General features: G+C 64.3%; 12 protein-coding genes. 4 read left to right on the top strand and 8 right to left on the bottom strand.

Going from position 1 to position 14,972, the window contains the following annotated elements; all coding sequences use genetic code 11:
- Window positions 1-22 precede the first annotated feature (22 nt).
- The 5 genes from rimI to murJ form a co-directional block, all read right to left on the bottom strand.
- Window positions 23-508 (bottom strand): ribosomal protein S18-alanine N-acetyltransferase, encoded by a 486-nt coding sequence (gene rimI, locus XH88_RS27335; protein WP_271671340.1) that lies wholly within the window; start codon window positions 506-508, stop codon window positions 23-25.
- Window positions 505-1,194, bottom strand: a complete 690-nt coding sequence (gene tsaB, locus XH88_RS27330; protein WP_271671339.1) for a tRNA (adenosine(37)-N6)-threonylcarbamoyltransferase complex dimerization subunit type 1 TsaB — start codon at window positions 1,192-1,194, stop codon at window positions 505-507. Before tsaB ends, rimI begins: the two co-directional genes overlap by 4 nt.
- 157 nt (window positions 1,195-1,351) lie before the next feature.
- On the bottom strand, window positions 1,352-1,921 hold the full coding sequence (locus tag XH88_RS27325) for a NifU family protein (RefSeq protein WP_271671338.1): 570 nt from the start codon (window positions 1,919-1,921) through the stop codon (window positions 1,352-1,354).
- A 191-nt stretch (window positions 1,922-2,112) separates the two neighbouring features.
- Window positions 2,113-3,165 (bottom strand): tryptophan--tRNA ligase, encoded by a 1,053-nt coding sequence (gene trpS, locus XH88_RS27320; RefSeq protein ID WP_271671337.1) that lies wholly within the window; start codon window positions 3,163-3,165, stop codon window positions 2,113-2,115.
- Between the two features lie 69 nt (window positions 3,166-3,234).
- Window positions 3,235-4,767 carry a murein biosynthesis integral membrane protein MurJ gene (murJ, locus tag XH88_RS27315; protein ID WP_271671336.1) on the bottom strand — a complete coding sequence of 511 codons (1,533 nt, stop codon included), beginning with the start codon at window positions 4,765-4,767 and terminating at the stop codon, window positions 3,235-3,237.
- Between the two features lie 126 nt (window positions 4,768-4,893).
- Between murJ and XH88_RS27310 the strand changes: the two genes are divergently transcribed.
- Entirely contained in the window at window positions 4,894-5,895 is a 1,002-nt protein-coding gene (locus XH88_RS27310; RefSeq protein ID WP_271671335.1) for an adenosine kinase, read from the top strand.
- 159 nt (window positions 5,896-6,054) lie between these two features.
- On the opposite strand, the gene XH88_RS27305 is transcribed toward XH88_RS27310, so the two are convergent.
- Window positions 6,055-7,761 (bottom strand): AMP-binding protein, encoded by a 1,707-nt coding sequence (locus tag XH88_RS27305; protein ID WP_271671334.1) that lies wholly within the window; start codon window positions 7,759-7,761, stop codon window positions 6,055-6,057.
- 110 nt (window positions 7,762-7,871) lie between these two features.
- Window positions 7,872-9,065: a serine hydrolase domain-containing protein gene (locus tag XH88_RS27300; RefSeq protein ID WP_271671333.1), complete on the bottom strand. Its 1,194-nt coding sequence runs from the start codon at window positions 9,063-9,065 to the stop codon at window positions 7,872-7,874.
- Window positions 9,066-9,402: 337 nt separating this feature from the next.
- Here XH88_RS27300 and XH88_RS27295 point away from each other — a divergent pair, with 337 nt between their 5' ends.
- From XH88_RS27295 to XH88_RS27285, 3 genes are all read left to right on the top strand, one after another.
- Window positions 9,403-9,723: a hypothetical protein gene (locus XH88_RS27295; RefSeq protein ID WP_166811901.1), complete on the top strand. Its 321-nt coding sequence runs from the start codon at window positions 9,403-9,405 to the stop codon at window positions 9,721-9,723.
- A 162-nt stretch (window positions 9,724-9,885) separates the two neighbouring features.
- Window positions 9,886-11,379 (top strand): NAD-dependent succinate-semialdehyde dehydrogenase, encoded by a 1,494-nt coding sequence (locus tag XH88_RS27290; RefSeq protein ID WP_271671332.1) that lies wholly within the window; start codon window positions 9,886-9,888, stop codon window positions 11,377-11,379.
- A 104-nt stretch (window positions 11,380-11,483) separates the two neighbouring features.
- Window positions 11,484-12,569 (top strand): SbmA/BacA-like family transporter, encoded by a 1,086-nt coding sequence (locus XH88_RS27285; protein WP_271671331.1) that lies wholly within the window; start codon window positions 11,484-11,486, stop codon window positions 12,567-12,569.
- Between the two features lie 146 nt (window positions 12,570-12,715).
- Here the strand turns inward: XH88_RS27285 and XH88_RS27280 are convergent, their stop codons facing one another.
- Complete coding sequence (locus XH88_RS27280; RefSeq protein WP_271671330.1) at window positions 12,716-14,932, bottom strand: SLC26A/SulP transporter family protein; 2,217 nt, start codon at window positions 14,930-14,932, stop codon at window positions 12,716-12,718.
- Between the last annotated feature and the right edge of the window lie 40 nt (window positions 14,933-14,972).

Below are 14,972 nucleotides of genomic sequence, written 5' to 3'. Positions count from 1 at the left end.
GGGGCGTTTTCTGCCATCAATGTTACGACAAGTCACGTCGCATCAGAAGGGCGTTCAATTGTTCCCCGTTGGCCTGCTTATAGTAGCGTTCGCGGCGTCCGACCACCACGAATCCGCACCCGTCGTAGAGCCGCCGCGCCGGCTGGTTATTTTCCTCGACTTCGAGAAATATCGTGCGTACGCCGCGCCCTGCGAGGTGGCCGAGATGGGTCATCAGCAGCGTGCGGGAGAGGCCGCGGCCGCGATGGGCCGGATCGACCGCAACCGAGAGGATTTCCGCTTCGTCCGCGCCGATCCGGGACACCGCAAAGCCGATGGTCTTGCGCCCCAGGCGCAAGCGGTGGACCAGCGTGTTGCTCTCGATGAGCATACGCTCGAATTCGCCTTCGCCCCAGCCATGCGCGAAGGACTTGCCGTGAAGCTGCGCCAGCCGCGCCGCGTCGCGCGCGGACGCCGGCTCGACGGCCGCGGTGCCGCCGCGCCACCATTCAGAAAGCCATCTCATCATGAGATTGCGGCGTGTGCGAGCGGCGGCGCGGCCGGCTTTGCGTCAGGCGCCTTCAGGTAGAACGGCCGCGCCGGATTGGTGTCGGGATTGGCCGCAGCGCCGAGCCAGGCCACCCAGCTGATGTCGGGCGCGGGCTGGGTATCAACCGCAAGGGGTTGCGGCCCATCCTTCGGCCAGCGATCGGCGAGAATCCTTGCGGCATTGCCGACCAGATGCGGCGCGCCGAATTGCGAAGCGGCGATGGCGTCGTCGATCGGGGCGATCGCCGGCTGCACCAGCTGGCTGCCGTCGCCGGCGACAATCTGGAAATAGACATGATCGTGCCGCGCATCGATCGCCGAGATCACTGGCGCCGTTCCGCTCTGGCCGACGATGGCGGCCGCATAGGCGGACAGGGTGGTCAGGCCGACGGCGGGCCGCTTCGCGGCGAGCGCAAGGCCACGGGCTGCCGATATGCCGACACGCAGGCCGGTGAAGCTTCCAGGGCCGAGGGTGACGGCGATGCGATCGAGCGAGGTGAAGGCGAGATTGGCCGACTGCATCACGCGCGCGATCATCGGCATCAGCGCCTCGGCGTGACCGCGCTTCATGAGCAGCTGCTCCCGCGCAAGGAGCTCGCCGGCATCGGTGTCGAGCACGGCGGCTGCGCACGCCTCGAGCGCCGTATCGATGGCAAGGATCAGCATGTCGCGATCATAGCATTGCCAACCGGATGATGCCCAAGCTTCTTGCCGTCATGGCCGGGGCTTGACCCGGCCATCCACGACTTTGCAGCTCCAAAAACGCGGATGCCCGGGACAAGCCCGGGCATGACGGAAACGATCGGTGCGCCGATCGCGCAATTTACATCGGCCGGACTTCGACCACGTCGGGCACGAAGTGCTTCAGCAGGTTCTGGATACCGTGCTGAAGCGTCGCGGTCGAAGACGGGCAGCCCGAGCAGGCGCCCTTCATGTTGAGGTAGACGATGCCGTCCTTGAAGCCGCGGAAGGTGATGTCGCCGCCGTCATTGGCGACGGCTGGCCGCACGCGGGTCTCGATCAGGTCCTTGATCATGTCGACCGTCTCGGCATCGGCCTCGTCGAAGAACTCGTCCTCGTCGTCGAGCTCGACATCGGCTTGCGCCGTGCCGTCGGCGAGCAGCGGCGCGCCGGACATGTAGTGCTCCATGATGGCGCCGAGGATCGCGGGCTTGAGCTGCTGCCACTCACCGTTCGCCTTGGTCACGGTGATGAAGTCGGATCCGTAGAAAACGCCGATGACGCCAGGCACATCGAACAGCTTTTCGGCGAGCGGCGAACGCGTTGCAGCTTCGCGGCTCGAAAATTCCATCGGGCTGCCGTCGGAAACGGCGCGGCCGGGGATGAATTTCAGCGTGGCGGGATTGGGGGTGGCTTCGGTTTGAATGAACATGGTTTTCTCCAGACGTCGCCGGTTCAAGGCCGGCGCGTGCGCTATTCCCTAGCAGATGGCGATGGGGAACGCACGGTCAAGGGGGAAAACGGTCGTTTCGCTGTTATTTCAGCGGGTTAGGGGGCGGCTTCTCCCTCTCCCCGCAAGCGGGGAGAGGCGAGACGGCCCGGCGCCGTGACGCCGGCCAGCCTTCAGCGCCGTCGGATGAAGCCGACGATATCCTTCGAGAGCTTCATGGTCTCGTCAGCAATGGCCCGGGCCCGGTCGGAACCGTCGTTCAGGATCGCGTCGATATGGCCGGGATCGGCCACCAGGCGCTTCATCTCGCCCGCAATCGGCGCGAGCTTGGTGACGCACAGTTCGGCCAGCGCGTTCTTGAAGCTGGAGAACTGGCCGCCGCCGAAATCGCGCAGCACGTCCGCCTTCGAGCGGTCGGACAGCGCGGCGAAGATGCCGACGAGATTGTCGGCTTCGGGACGCGCTTCCAGGCCCTTCTCTTCCGTCGGCAGCGGCTCCGGATCGGTCTTCGCCTTGCGGATCTTCTGCGCGATGGTGTCGGCGTCGTCGGTGAGGTTGATGCGCGAATTGTCGGATGGATCCGACTTCGACATTTTCTTGGTGCCGTCGCGCAGGCTCATCACGCGCGTCGCCGGGCCGGTGATGAAGGGTTCCGGCAGCGGGAAGAACAGACCGTCGCTGAAGCCGTGACTGCGGATCGAGTCGCCGAAATCGTTATTGAACTTCTGGGCGATGTCGCGCGAGAGCTCGAGATGCTGCTTCTGGTCCTCGCCGACAGGCACGTGGGTGGCGCGGTAGAGCAGAATGTCGGCAGCCATCAGCACCGGATAGTCGTAGAGCCCGACGGAGACGTTCTCGCGGTCCTTGCCGGCCTTCTCCTTGAACTGGGTCATGCGGTTCAGCCAGCCCAGGCGCGCGACGCAGTTGAAGATCCAGGTGAGCTCGGCGTGGCCGGAGACCTGGCTCTGGTTGAACACGATGTGCTTTTTCGGATCGATGCCGCTGGCAATGAACGCCGCAGTCACCTCGCGGGTGACGCGCGCGAGCTCGGTCGGCCCGCCCCAGACGTCCACCCCTTGCGTGATCGCGTGCATGTCGACGACGCAATAGATGCAGTTGTGGGTCTGCTGCATCTTCACGAAGTTGACGATCGCGCCGAGGTAGTTGCCGAGGTGCAGATTGCCCGTCGGCTGGACGCCCGAAAATACCCGTTCAACGAATGGCATGGTCAGTCTTCCTGAGAGGTCGCCGGCCGTCGTTTCCAACAGCGGCGCTGCCCCGTCAAGGGCAATTCGTCAGACCGGCCGCTTCAGGGCATTAACCGCCTCGCGCCAGGAGGCGGCGCCAAGGATTTGCAGGAGCAGGCCGTAAACGGCGATCCCGGCACCGATCTGCGCGCCCAGCACGATGAAGCGGATCAGGCCGTGGGTCTCTGATGGCATCAGCGCTGTCATCAGCCAGAGCAGGGCGCCCATGGCGGCGGCGGCAAGCACGATCCGCGGCAGCCGCTTTTGCGCGGTGGCATCAAACGAGAAGCCGAATTCGCTTGAGCCTGTCTGGAGCAGCGAGACGGCGCTGCTCCAGGCGCCGGCCGCAATGCTCGCGGCGATGCCGCTCGCGCCGAAGAAGTGTCCGAGCAGCACGGCGAGCAAGACCGCGACCACGAAGCCTTTGGCCGTCGCGAGCAGCGGCGTCATCGTGTCGCTGCGGGCGTAGAAGGCCGGCGACAGCGCCTTGATCAGCACATGCGCCGGCAGGCCCAGCGCCAGCCACATCAGCGCATGCGCGGTGGCTGCGCTGTCCTCCGCGTGGAAGGCGCCATGCTCGAACAGCAGCCGCACGATCGGCACGGCGAGCACGGCGAGGCCGAGCGTGGCGGGCAGTGCGAGTCCGGTCGCAAGTTCCAGCGCGCGCGATTCCGCGTGCGCCACCGCCTCGCGGTCGCCGCTTCCCACGGCGCGCGTCAGCTCCGGCACCAGCACCGTGCCCATGGCAACGCCGACGATGCCGAGCGGCAGCTCGATCAGGCGGTTGGCGAAATAGAGCCAGGACACGGCGGACGGCGTTGCCGAAGCGATGATCGCGCCCGCAACCATCAGCCATTGCGGGCCCGAGCTTGCGATCATGCCGGGGATCGCCTTGGCAAAGAAGCCGCGCATCTCCTTGTCGAAACCCGCGCGCAGCGGCGTCGCGAGACGCGCACTTCGCTGTGAAGCCAGCATCACGAGTTGCAGCAGGCCGGCGATGCCGACGGTCGTCGCCAACATCCATGCGGCGAGAGCCGCATCGGCGTGCCACAGCAGCAGCGCGGTGATGACCGCGATCAGCGCGATGTTGAACAGCAGCGGCGAGAACGCGGTGAGTGCAAATTTGCCTTGAGCGTTCAGCAATCCCATCAGAACCGTGACCGGGCCGGCAAACGCCAGATAAGGCAGCATCAGCCGCGCGTTCTGGACGGCGAGATCGAGCGTGGGGCTGCCGACGAAGCCCGGCGCGATGATCACAATGATCAGCGGCATAGCGACGGCGATGCCAATAGAGATCACGATCAGGGCGGCGCTGACCGTGCCGAGCACGCGCCCCGCAAAGGCCGAAGCCACCTCCGCGCCCTCGCTGTCACGGACGCGCAGCCAGGCCGGGATCAGCGCCGCGTTGAGTGCCCCTTCGCTGAGCAGCCGCCGCACCACATTGACGAGCTGGAAGGCGGCCAGAAAGGCATCCGCAACAGCGCCGGTGCCGAGCAAGGCCGCGATGAGGGAATCGCGCGCAAAGCCCAGGAGCCGCGAGGCCAGTGTTCCCGTCGAGACGGTCAGGAAGGAGCGGATCATCGGGGCCGTTATAATACCGTTGCTTGCCCGTAGCGGCCCGGTCGTGATAGGCCGCGAGCCGGATTTCAGGCCGACAGGAAGCGGATTTTCGCGGGGATCGCAATCCGCCAAACAGGATCAAGGTGAATGGCTGACGTGAAATATGACGTTCTCGGTATCGGCAACGCGCTGTTCGACGTGCTGGTCCGGACCGATGAAGCCTTTTTGGTCAAGCACGGCATGACCAAGGGCAGCATGTCCCTGATCGACGAGGCGCGGGCTACCGCCATTTACAACGACATGGGCCCGGCGACGGAAGTCTCGGGCGGCTCGGCCGCCAACACCATCGTCGGCATCGGCAGCTTCGGCGCGCGTGCGGCTTATGTCGGTAAAGTCAAGGACGACCAGATCGGCAAGCTCTATGTCCACGACATCCGGTCCGCCGGCGTCGCCTTCAACACGCCGCCCGCGAAGGACGGCCCCGCCACCGGCTGCTCCTACATCCTGGTCACCGGCGACGGCGAGCGCACCATGAACACCTATCTCGGTGCGGCGCAGGACCTGTCGCCGGCCGATATCGATCCGGCCGAGATCGCGGCCGCCAAGATCGTCTATCTCGAAGGCTATCTCTGGGATCCGCCGGGTGCGAAAGACGCCTTCCTGAAGGCCTCCAAGATCGCCCACGAGGCCGGCCGCAAGGTGGCGCTGACGCTGTCCGATTCCTTCTGCGTCGGCCGTTACCGCGACGAGTTTCTGGGGCTGATGCGGGACGGCATCGCCGACATCGTGTTCGCCAACGAGTCCGAGCTGCACGCGCTCTACGAGACCTCCGACTTCGATACCGCGCTCAAGCAGCTGCGCAACGACGTCAAGCTCGGCGTGGTGACCCGCAGCGAAAAGGGCTGCGTGGTGGTGACGCCGACGGATGCCGTCGCAGCGCCGGCCTCGCCGATCACGCAACTGATCGACACCACCGGCGCCGGCGATCTGTTTGCCGCGGGATTTCTCTACGGGCTCTCGCGCGATCTGTCGCACAAGCAGTGTGGCGAGCTTGGTGCGCTTGCCGCGGCCGAAGTGATCCAGCACATCGGCGCGCGCCCGCTCGTGTCGCTGAGGGAGCTGGCCCAGCAGCGCGGGCTGACGGTTTAGGGCCGAAGTCGCGCCTCGCGCTTCACTGTCGTCGCCCGGCTTGACCGGGCGATCCAGTATTCCAGAGACGTCAGTGGTTCAGTCGAGAAGTCGCGGCGTACTGGATTCCCCGCTTTCGCGGGGAATGACAGCGTCGGTGGGGCGAGCGCGTTCAGCACCTCACGCCGTCTTCGCCGCTTTCAACCCCAGCCGCTGCTCCACGGCATCCCGCATCACGAATTTCTGGATCTTTCCGGTCACCGTCATCGGGAATTCGTCGACGAATTCCACGTAGCGCGGGATCTTGTTGTGGGCGATCTGGCCGTCGCAGAAGGCATGGATCTCCTCGGCGGTCAGCGTCTCGCCCGGCCTGACGCGGATCCAGGCGCAGAGCTCCTCGCCGTAGCGGGTGTCGGCCACGCCAAAAATCTGCACATCCTGGATCTTGGGGTGGCGGTACAGAAATTCCTCGATCTCGCGCGGATAGAGATTCTCGCCGCCGCGGATCACCATGTCCTTGATGCGGCCGACGATGTTGCAATAGCCCTCATCGTCGATGGTGGCGAGGTCGCCGGTATGCATCCAGCCGGCGGTATCGAGCACCTCGGCGGTTTTCTCCTTCTCCTCCCAATAGCCCAGCATGACGCTGTAGCCGCGGGTGCAGAGCTCGCCGCGTTCGCCGCGCTTGACGATCCGCCCCTCGAGGTCGATGACCTTCACCTCGACATGCGGATGAATCCGCCCGACGGTGGAGACGCGCCGTTCGAGCGGGTCGTCCGTCGCGCTCTGGAAGCTGACCGGACTGGTTTCGGTCATGCCATAGGCAATGGTCACCTCGCGCATGTTCATCTCGGTGTTGACGCGCTTCATCACCTCGATCGGGCAGGGCGCGCCGGCCATGATGCCGGTGCGCAATGATGTCAGGTTGAATTTTTTGAACTCGGGATGATCGAGCTCTGCGATGAACATGGTCGGCACACCGTACAGCGTGGTGCATTTCTCCTGTTCGATCGCGCGCAGTGTCGCGAGCGGATCAAAGCCCTCGCCGGGATAGACCATGGTCGCGCCGAGCGTGACGGAGGCGAGGTTGCCCATCACCATGCCGAAGCAATGATAGAGCGGCACCGGGATGCAGATGCGATCCGCTTCCGTCAGGCGCATTGCGCGTCCGGTGAAATAGCCGTTGTTGAGGATGTTATGGTGCGTCAGCGTCACGCCCTTTGGTGAGCCCGTGGTGCCGCTGGTGAACTGGATATTGACCGGGTCGTCGAACTGAAGCGCCGCGCCGAGTGCCGCAAGCTGTTCGCGATGCTCGGGTTTGCCCATGCACGCGACCTCTTCGAGCGGGATCGTGCCGGGCGCCGAGGGGCCGCCAATCTGAATCACCATCCGCAGGGCCGGCAGCCGCGCCGCCTGCAGCTGTCCGGGCGTGGCGCTCGCCAGCTCCGGCAGCAGCGTGTTGAGCATCTCCATATATTGGCTGGTCTTGAACGCCGTCGCGGTGACGATCGCCGCGCAGCCGACCTTCTTCAGCGCGAATTCCAGCTCGCTGAGCCGATAGGCGGGATTGATCGTCACCAGGATCAGGCCGGCCTTGGCGGCGGCGAACTGGGTCAAGGTCCATTCCGGCCGGTTCAGCGACCAGATGCCGATCCGCTCACCGCGTTCGAGACCCAGCGCGAGAAAGCCGGCGGCAAGCGCATCGACGCGCTCGGCGAATTCCGTCCAGGTCCAGCGCACGCCGTGGCTGGGCGAGACCAGCGCCTCGCGGCTGCCCCAACGCCGCACCGCATGGTCGAGACTGCGGCCGATGGTGTCGCCGATCAGCGGCGTGTCCGAGATGCCGCAAACGTAGCTTTCGGCTTTACCTGCAAGATCGTTTGCCAAGTTCGTCTCCTCAAACCTTTATTGCCTCGTGCCCTGAAGCCGATGGCTCTCGGGCACGAGGTTATCCGTTGCGGCGAATGCGCGCGACACTGCGCGCCTCATACTAACGGTTAGGCTGCCTTCTTCCCGCTCCCGGCATCGAGCCCGGCATAGACGCCACGCTCAAATCCCGCGAAGGCCTCCAGGCATTTCGCGTCCGCGAACGGCAACAGCTGCATCAGGATCACGCCGGTGACGTCGCGCGCCGGATCGATCCAGTAATAGGTGTTGGCGAGGCCCGCCCAGGCGAGGCTGCCGGCACTGCGGCCTTCCGGCGTCTTGGCGGTGTTGATCAGGAAGCTGAGACCCCACTTCTTGGCTTGGTCGGGATAGAGGTCGACGTCGTTGGTGTACATCGGCGCCACCGAGGTCATCTTGGTGACGTTGAGATCGCCGATGTGGTTCTGCCCCATGGTCGCAACCGTCTCGGCCTTGAGCACCTGATTGCCGTTGCCGCGGCCCTTGTTCAGGATCATCTGGGTGAACTTGATGTAGTCGCCCGCGGTCGAATAGAGGCCGCCTCCGCCCATGTGGAATTCCGGCTCCTGCTCGAGCTCGAACGGAATCGCGGCGAGCTGGCCATCCTCGCCGCGCGCATGCATGCCGACCAGGCGCTTGCGCATGTCATCGGTAATCTTGAAGGCGGTGTCGCCCATGCCGAGAGGGGCGAACAGATTGTCGCGCAAGTATGCATCGAGGCGCTTGCCGCTGACCGCCTCCACCGCCTTGCCGACGAAATCGATATTGGTGCCATACTCCCAGCGCGTGCCGGGGTCGGACGCGATCGGCGTCTTCAGCGCGGCATTCTGGCAGGTGGTGATCGGCGGCGTGCCGGTCTTGTCCAGATAGGTCGCGATGTCGCCGTTCCACATATTGTAGCAGAAGCCGGCGGTGTGGGTCATGAGGTGACGCAGCGTGATCGGTGCCTTCGCCGGCCGCAGCCTCGCTTCACCTTTTTCATCGAAGCCTTCGAGCACTTGCGGCTTGGCGAGATCGGGCAGCACCTCGCCGATCGGCGCATCGAGCGACAGCTTGCCCTGCTCGACCAGCTGCATCGCGCCGGCCGATGTTATCGCCTTCGTCATCGAGGCGATCCAGAACACGCTGTCCAGCGTCATCGGATCGGGCTTGGACAGATCGCGCTTGCCGAACGCGCCTTGATACAGCACGTCGTTACCGCTGGCGGCGATCGCAACGACTCCGGGGATTTCCTTGGCATCGCTTGTCTTGCGCAGAATCTCGTCGATCTCAGCTTTGCTTTGCATCTACGTTTCCTCCGGTTTGATTATTGTTGGAAGTGATCGGATTGTCCTCCCGGAGGTCGCGTGCGGCAAGCATCTCAACTTGCGCGCCGGTCGCGATGTCGTGACTTGACGGTTCCGGCGTCGCGCGGGACGACTGATCTGCAACACGTCTTCACAATTTGCGGTGGATGGCCGCAGCTGACCGTGACCCTGGATGGCCGCGGCGATATGTTTCGAGCGTTTTGAAGCACTTGAAACGCTTTGTGCGTTGCGACGTTCAGCTTGCGGCCCGACTTGGGGCTGACGTTAGGATTTGAAGCAAATTTTGGCGGCCCAGCGGCCGCGAGGGGGACCTGAGATGATTTCAACCTGGAGCGAATGGAAGCGCTATCCCCGTCCCGGACGTGGCGATAATTTGGAAGCGCCGATCTCGCCCGGCATTTACGAGGTTCGGATCGCCGGCACTGGCGCGCTCTATTCCTTCGGCGCGGTCGATAATCTGGCGCAGTCGCTGGCGCTGCTGCCGGTTGGCTCGAAAAACTGGTTCGGCCGTCGCGATACCTCCGACGTGCCCGATCTCGAATATCGCACCTGCGCGACCTCCTCGAAGGCCGACGCCAAAGCGGCCGCCGAGCGCATGATCGGCCGGCGCGAGACCTATATGAGCGGCGCGGCCTGATCCTCTCCGTGGTGTTGGTGCTTCACCTCTCCCCGCCGGGGAGAGGTGAAGAGCCGGCCGCTCCCAACTTCAGCAATCAGCAGATGTGCGTTGCGGGGCGGTGCATTGCATACCGTCTGCCCCTATATTCCGGCCGATCCGATCGTCCCAGGGAGTAACGCCATGACCCCGACCGCCGCTGCACGCGCCCAGCACGCCACTGCCGCCTTGCGTGACCGCCTGAAGGACCCATCGCTGCTGAAGGAGGCCTGCTACATCGACGGCGCCTGGGTCGGCAAGCCGGTCTTCGCGGTGAACAATCCCGCGACCGGTGTCGAGATCGCAAAAGTGCCGCAGCTTGGCGCCGATGACACCACCAAGGCGGTCGAAGCCGCCCAGCGCGCGTTCCCGGCCTGGGCCAAGCACACCGCCAAGCAGCGCTCCAACATCCTGCGCAAATGGTTCGAGCTGATCATCGCCAACCGCGAAGACCTCGCGCTGATCCTCACCTCCGAGCAGGGCAAGCCGCTGTCGGAAGCGCTCGGCGAGGTCGATATCGGCGCCGCCTATATCGAGTTCTTCGCCGAGGAAGCCCGCCGCGTCTATGGCGAGACGATCCCGACGCAGCGGGCTGATGCGCGGCTGCTGGCGATCAAGCAGCCGATCGGCGTCTGCGGCGCCATCACGCCGTGGAACTTTCCGAACTCGATGATCACGCGAAAAGTGTCGCCGGCGCTGGCCGCGGGCTGCACCGTGGTGCTGAAGCCCGCCAACGAGACGCCGCTCTCGGCTCTCGCGCTGGCCGTGCTCGCCGAGAAGGCCGGCATCCCCAAGGGCGTGCTCAACATCATCACCGGTGATGCGCCGCCGATCGGCAAGGTGCTGTGCGAGCATCCGGCGGTGCGCTTCGTCGGCTTCACCGGCTCGACCGCAGTCGGCAAGATTCTCTACCAGCAGGCCTCCGTCGGCGTGAAGCGCCTCGGCCTCGAACTCGGCGGCAACGCCCCGTTCGTGGTGTTCGATGACGCCGACATCGACGCCGCGGTCGAAGGCGCGATCGTCTCGAAATATCGCAACATGGGCCAGACCTGCGTCTGCGCCAACCGCATCTACGCCCAGGACAAGATCTACGACGAGTTCGTCAAGAAGCTGTCGGCGAAGGTCGCGGCGATGAAGATCGGCGACGGCACCGAGAGCGGCGTCACGCAGGGGCCCCTGATCAACATGAAGGCAATCGACAAGGTCGAACGCCACATTGCCGATGCCGTCAAGCGCGGCGCCAAGATTGTGACCGGCGGCAAGCGCAGCGAGCTCGGACGTTCGTTCTTCGAGCCCACCGTGCTCGCCGACGTCAAGCCGGATTCCCTGGTATCGCAGGAGGAAACCTTCGGTCCGCTCGCCCCGGTGATCCGCTTCAAGGACGAGGCTGACGTCATCGCGATGTGCAACGCCTCGCCGTTCGGCCTCGCATCGTACTTCTACTCCCGCGATATCGGCCGCGTCTGGCGCGTCGCCGAAGCGCTGGAATCAGGCATGGTTGGCGTCAACACCGGCCTGATCACCACCGAGGTTGCGCCCTTCGGCGGCGTCAAGGAAAGCGGCCTTGGACGCGAAGGCTCGCGTCACGGCATGGAAGAATACGTCGAGATCAAATACGTGATGATGGCGGGGGTGTAGCCGCCGGCATCGCTTGACGCAGGTCAAAAGGCCTCCGGAAAGACACCGTAATTTGGCACAAGCGGCATTATAAGGTTTGCCGCACGCAGGATTGCGGCTCGCGAATGCTGACGAGGACCTCTTTCGTTCCGGGTGAGAAGCGGCTGCTGGGCCGCTTCTGGCAAAGCGCTTCGGGATATTGGCGGGGCCCCACCGCCTGGGTCGCATGGGCCCTGGTCCTCGGTTTGATCGTCAATGTGATCCTGCAACTTCTGACGCAATACGGCCTGAACTTCTGGAATCGCGACTTTTTCAACGCCATTGGCCGGAGAGATCAGGCGGAGCTTCTGTACCAGACGTACCGGTTTCTGCCGCTGGCGGCGGCGAGTATCGCCTTGACCGTATTCTCGGTGTGGGCGCGCATGACCCTGCAGCGCTCCTGGCGGGAGTGGCTGAGCAATCGCCTCTATGACGATTGGCTAGGACGTTCTCACCTTGTGAAGGCAGGCCCCCTCGCCGGACACCATGAGGCGCCCGAATATCGCATCGCCGAGGACGCCAGGGTCGCGACCGACCTGCCGATCGACCTCGTCACCGGACTGCTTCAGTCCTTGCTCACCATCGGTACGTTCATCGGTGTGCTCTGGTCTGTCGGCGGCAATCTGCAGGTCCATCTTGATGGCATAGACTTCACGATTCCCGGGTATCTCGTCCTTGCCGTGATCGCGTATGCCGCGCTGCTCGCGATCGGCATCTGGCTGACAGCCGGGCATCTGACGCGAGTCATCGAGGAGAACAAGCGGATGGAGGCCGAACTGCGGGCGATCGGGACGCATGTGCGCGAGAGCGGTGAGGGGAAGATCGTGTCCGAGGATCGACCGAATGGCCGGCACGCCCTCGTGTCGGCGTTGAAGGCCGTGATCGCGATCTGGCGCATCTATTGCTGGCAATTGATGCGGATGACCCTGGTCACCTATACCAGTCTCCTGATTACGCCGGTGATCGGTCTGTTGCTGTGTCTGCCCAAATATTTGGTCGATGCGATGACGCTTGGCGAAGTGGTGCAGGCATCGGCGGCCTTTGTCGTCGTCCAGACCGCGTTCAACTGGTTCACGGACAACTACGCCAAGCTTGCAGAGTGGACGGCTTCCGCCAACCGGGTTGCCGAACTCCTGCTCGCCTTGGACGAAGACCAGGCGATCCAGGTCTAAAGCATGATCCGGAAAAGTGCACAGCGGTTTTCTCTCGCGACAAACGCGGAACGCGTTTGCGCGGAGATCATGCCCAAACAACAATCTAAGGCGCGATGACGATTCATCCAGATCTCATCGCGCTTTAGCCTGCCGGATTGCTTTCGCTATCGCCTGAGCACCGCAATCGTCCGGTTGGCGAATGTCAGTCGCTCGGCCATTACCGATACGAAATAAGTCAACAGCTTGTGGCTGAGCGCGGGGTCCTCGGCCTTGATGGCATCGAACTGGTGCGTATTCAGCACGTAGAGTACGCTGTCGACTTCGGCCTGGATGGTGGCGCTCCGCGGCGTGTGCGACACCAGGCCCATCTCGCCGATCGTGGTGTAGCGCCCCAGGCTGCGCACGCGCGTAGTGCGGTCGTCGTCGGCGGGGACCATGATGCCGACGCGGCCGTCGAGGATGAAGTGCATGGAATCGGCGGGGTCGCCGGCCTGCACGATGACCTCGCCGGCCTCGACCTCGATGCGCTGACAGCGGCGGATCAGCTCGTCGGCGTCATCCTCGCTATCGAGAATGCCCGCGAACCAGTCGCGCAGGCTAGCTTCTTCCTGTGCCAGCCCCTGATGCTGCGCAATGATTTCGTTCTCGCACCATTCCAGCGCGCGATCGAGCTCGCCGATGATGGTGACGCCTTCACCGATGAAGTCGCTTGCGCGCAGCACCTTCTCGGCCGCTGCCGACAGGTGCACCACAATCAATTCGACGCCGAGATCGGCCGCGCTGCGCTTGATCTGCGCGAAGCTGTAGGCTGCGGAGGAATCGACGCCGGTGACGAGCTTGAAGTCGAACAGCAGATAGCGGCACTCCGGACGTTCCTGGAGCAGCAGCTTGACATGCTGGTAGAGTCGGTTGGCGGAGCCGAAGAACAGATAGCTCTGGAGGTTGAGGCCCTGGATCTTGCCGCCATGGGCCTGCAGCACCTCCTGGTCGTCGCGCGAGCGGTCGAGCGAGGAGCGATATTCGGAGCCATCGAAACTGTACTTGATCGAGTCGACCCGTGCCGCACTGAAAGCAAACGTCGCGCAGCCGATGATCACGCCGATCAAAATGCCCGGCACGAAGCCCCAGGCGACGATGATGATGATGATGGCGACGAGCGAGAGATATTCGAGCTTCGACAGCCGCTTGCGCGACTCGATGATCCATTTGTGCAGCTGGTCGGCGCCGAGATAGAGCAGCAGGCCGCCAAGCACGAATTTCGGAATGAAGCCGAGCAATTCGGGCGCGACCCCAAGCATCAGCAGCGAGAGCGCCGAGGCGGTGAGGCTTGACAACCGGCCGCGTCCGCCGCTGGAAAAATTGAGCACCGAGCGGCTGATCGAGCTGCAGCCGGTGTAGCCGCCGAGCACGCCGGTGAGGATGTTGGCCGCGCCCGTGACGTTCAGCTCGCGCTCGAGATTGGCTTCGCGGTGCACGGCGACCTCGATGCCGGTGGTGTTGAACAGCGTGCTGGACGCGGTGACGAAGACGACGGCGACGAGATTGCCGAGCAAATCAGGGACGGCAAACCAGGGATAGTTGGCGAGCTCGTCGGTGTGCCAGGGCAGCATGAACGCCGCGTGCGGCGGCTGCTGGAACGTCCAGCCCAGGCTGCGTGCCGCATCGAGCGAAACCCCCGAGATCCAGAACGCCAAGTGCGCCGTGATCACGCCGCCGACCAGGATGATCGGCAACGCAAACGGATTCCGCGAGCGATGCCAGGTCAGATACAGCGCCAGTGCCATGGCGCAGGCGGCACCGAGCTCCAGCAGCGTGGTGCCGCTCGCGAAGCGCGGCAGCGTCGCGAGCTGCACCGGAATATTGGTGATGACCCTGACAGCACCCAGCGCAATGAGAAGTCCGGTGGCGCCGAGGAAGCCGCCGACCACGGGATAGGGGACGTAGCGGATCGCGCGGCCCAGCCGCGTGAGGCCCAGCCCGCACAGCACGATGCCGGTCAGCACGGTCGACAGGCCGAGCGTGATCAGGACAGGCGAGAGCAGCGGCGCCGATGGATTGGCCGCCTCGATGTGCTCGACCAGCGATGCCGCAAGGATCCCTGTGACGGCGGCAGTCGAGCTGTCGGGGGCGGCGATCGCAAAAGGAAGCGAGCTGCCGAGCCCGATCACGGCGGCAAGCACCGCCGAGCTGATGAAGGTCGCGGCGATGCCGTAGGACAGATAGGGCGAGAGCGGGCCGGCGAAGATCAACAGCGAATAGGACAGCCCGAACGTCACGGTGAGGACGCTGGCGGCACCCCCTCCAAAGATATCATTCAGCGCACGCTTGGCGGAGGGGCTGACCCGAGGGACCGGATCGAAGCCAATTGCAGGATCTGTCACGCTGTGACACTCGCTCATGAAAATACCCGCCCGGAGAGGT

Origin of the sequence: Bradyrhizobium sp. CCBAU 51627, from assembly GCF_028128765.1 — a bacterium.
Taxonomy (GTDB): domain Bacteria; phylum Pseudomonadota; class Alphaproteobacteria; order Rhizobiales; family Xanthobacteraceae; genus Bradyrhizobium.
Note: the sequence above shows the minus strand (reverse complement) of the source record. Positions and strands in the feature narration are given on the sequence as shown.

Coding starts and splice junctions, on each gene's coding strand:
- rimI (WP_271671340.1), bottom strand. CDS start 508: ATGATGAGATGGCTTTCTGAATGGTGGCGCGGCGGCACCGCGGCCGTC.
- tsaB (WP_271671339.1), bottom strand. CDS start 1,194: ATGCTGATCCTTGCCATCGATACGGCGCTCGAGGCGTGCGCAGCCGCC.
- XH88_RS27325 (WP_271671338.1), bottom strand. CDS start 1,921: ATGTTCATTCAAACCGAAGCCACCCCCAATCCCGCCACGCTGAAATTC.
- trpS (WP_271671337.1), bottom strand. CDS start 3,165: ATGCCATTCGTTGAACGGGTATTTTCGGGCGTCCAGCCGACGGGCAAT.
- murJ (WP_271671336.1), bottom strand. CDS start 4,767: ATGATCCGCTCCTTCCTGACCGTCTCGACGGGAACACTGGCCTCGCGG.
- XH88_RS27310 (WP_271671335.1), top strand. CDS start 4,894: ATGGCTGACGTGAAATATGACGTTCTCGGTATCGGCAACGCGCTGTTC.
- XH88_RS27300 (WP_271671333.1), bottom strand. CDS start 9,065: ATGCAAAGCAAAGCTGAGATCGACGAGATTCTGCGCAAGACAAGCGAT.
- XH88_RS27295 (WP_166811901.1), top strand. CDS start 9,403: ATGATTTCAACCTGGAGCGAATGGAAGCGCTATCCCCGTCCCGGACGT.
- XH88_RS27290 (WP_271671332.1), top strand. CDS start 9,886: ATGACCCCGACCGCCGCTGCACGCGCCCAGCACGCCACTGCCGCCTTG.
- XH88_RS27285 (WP_271671331.1), top strand. CDS start 11,484: ATGCTGACGAGGACCTCTTTCGTTCCGGGTGAGAAGCGGCTGCTGGGC.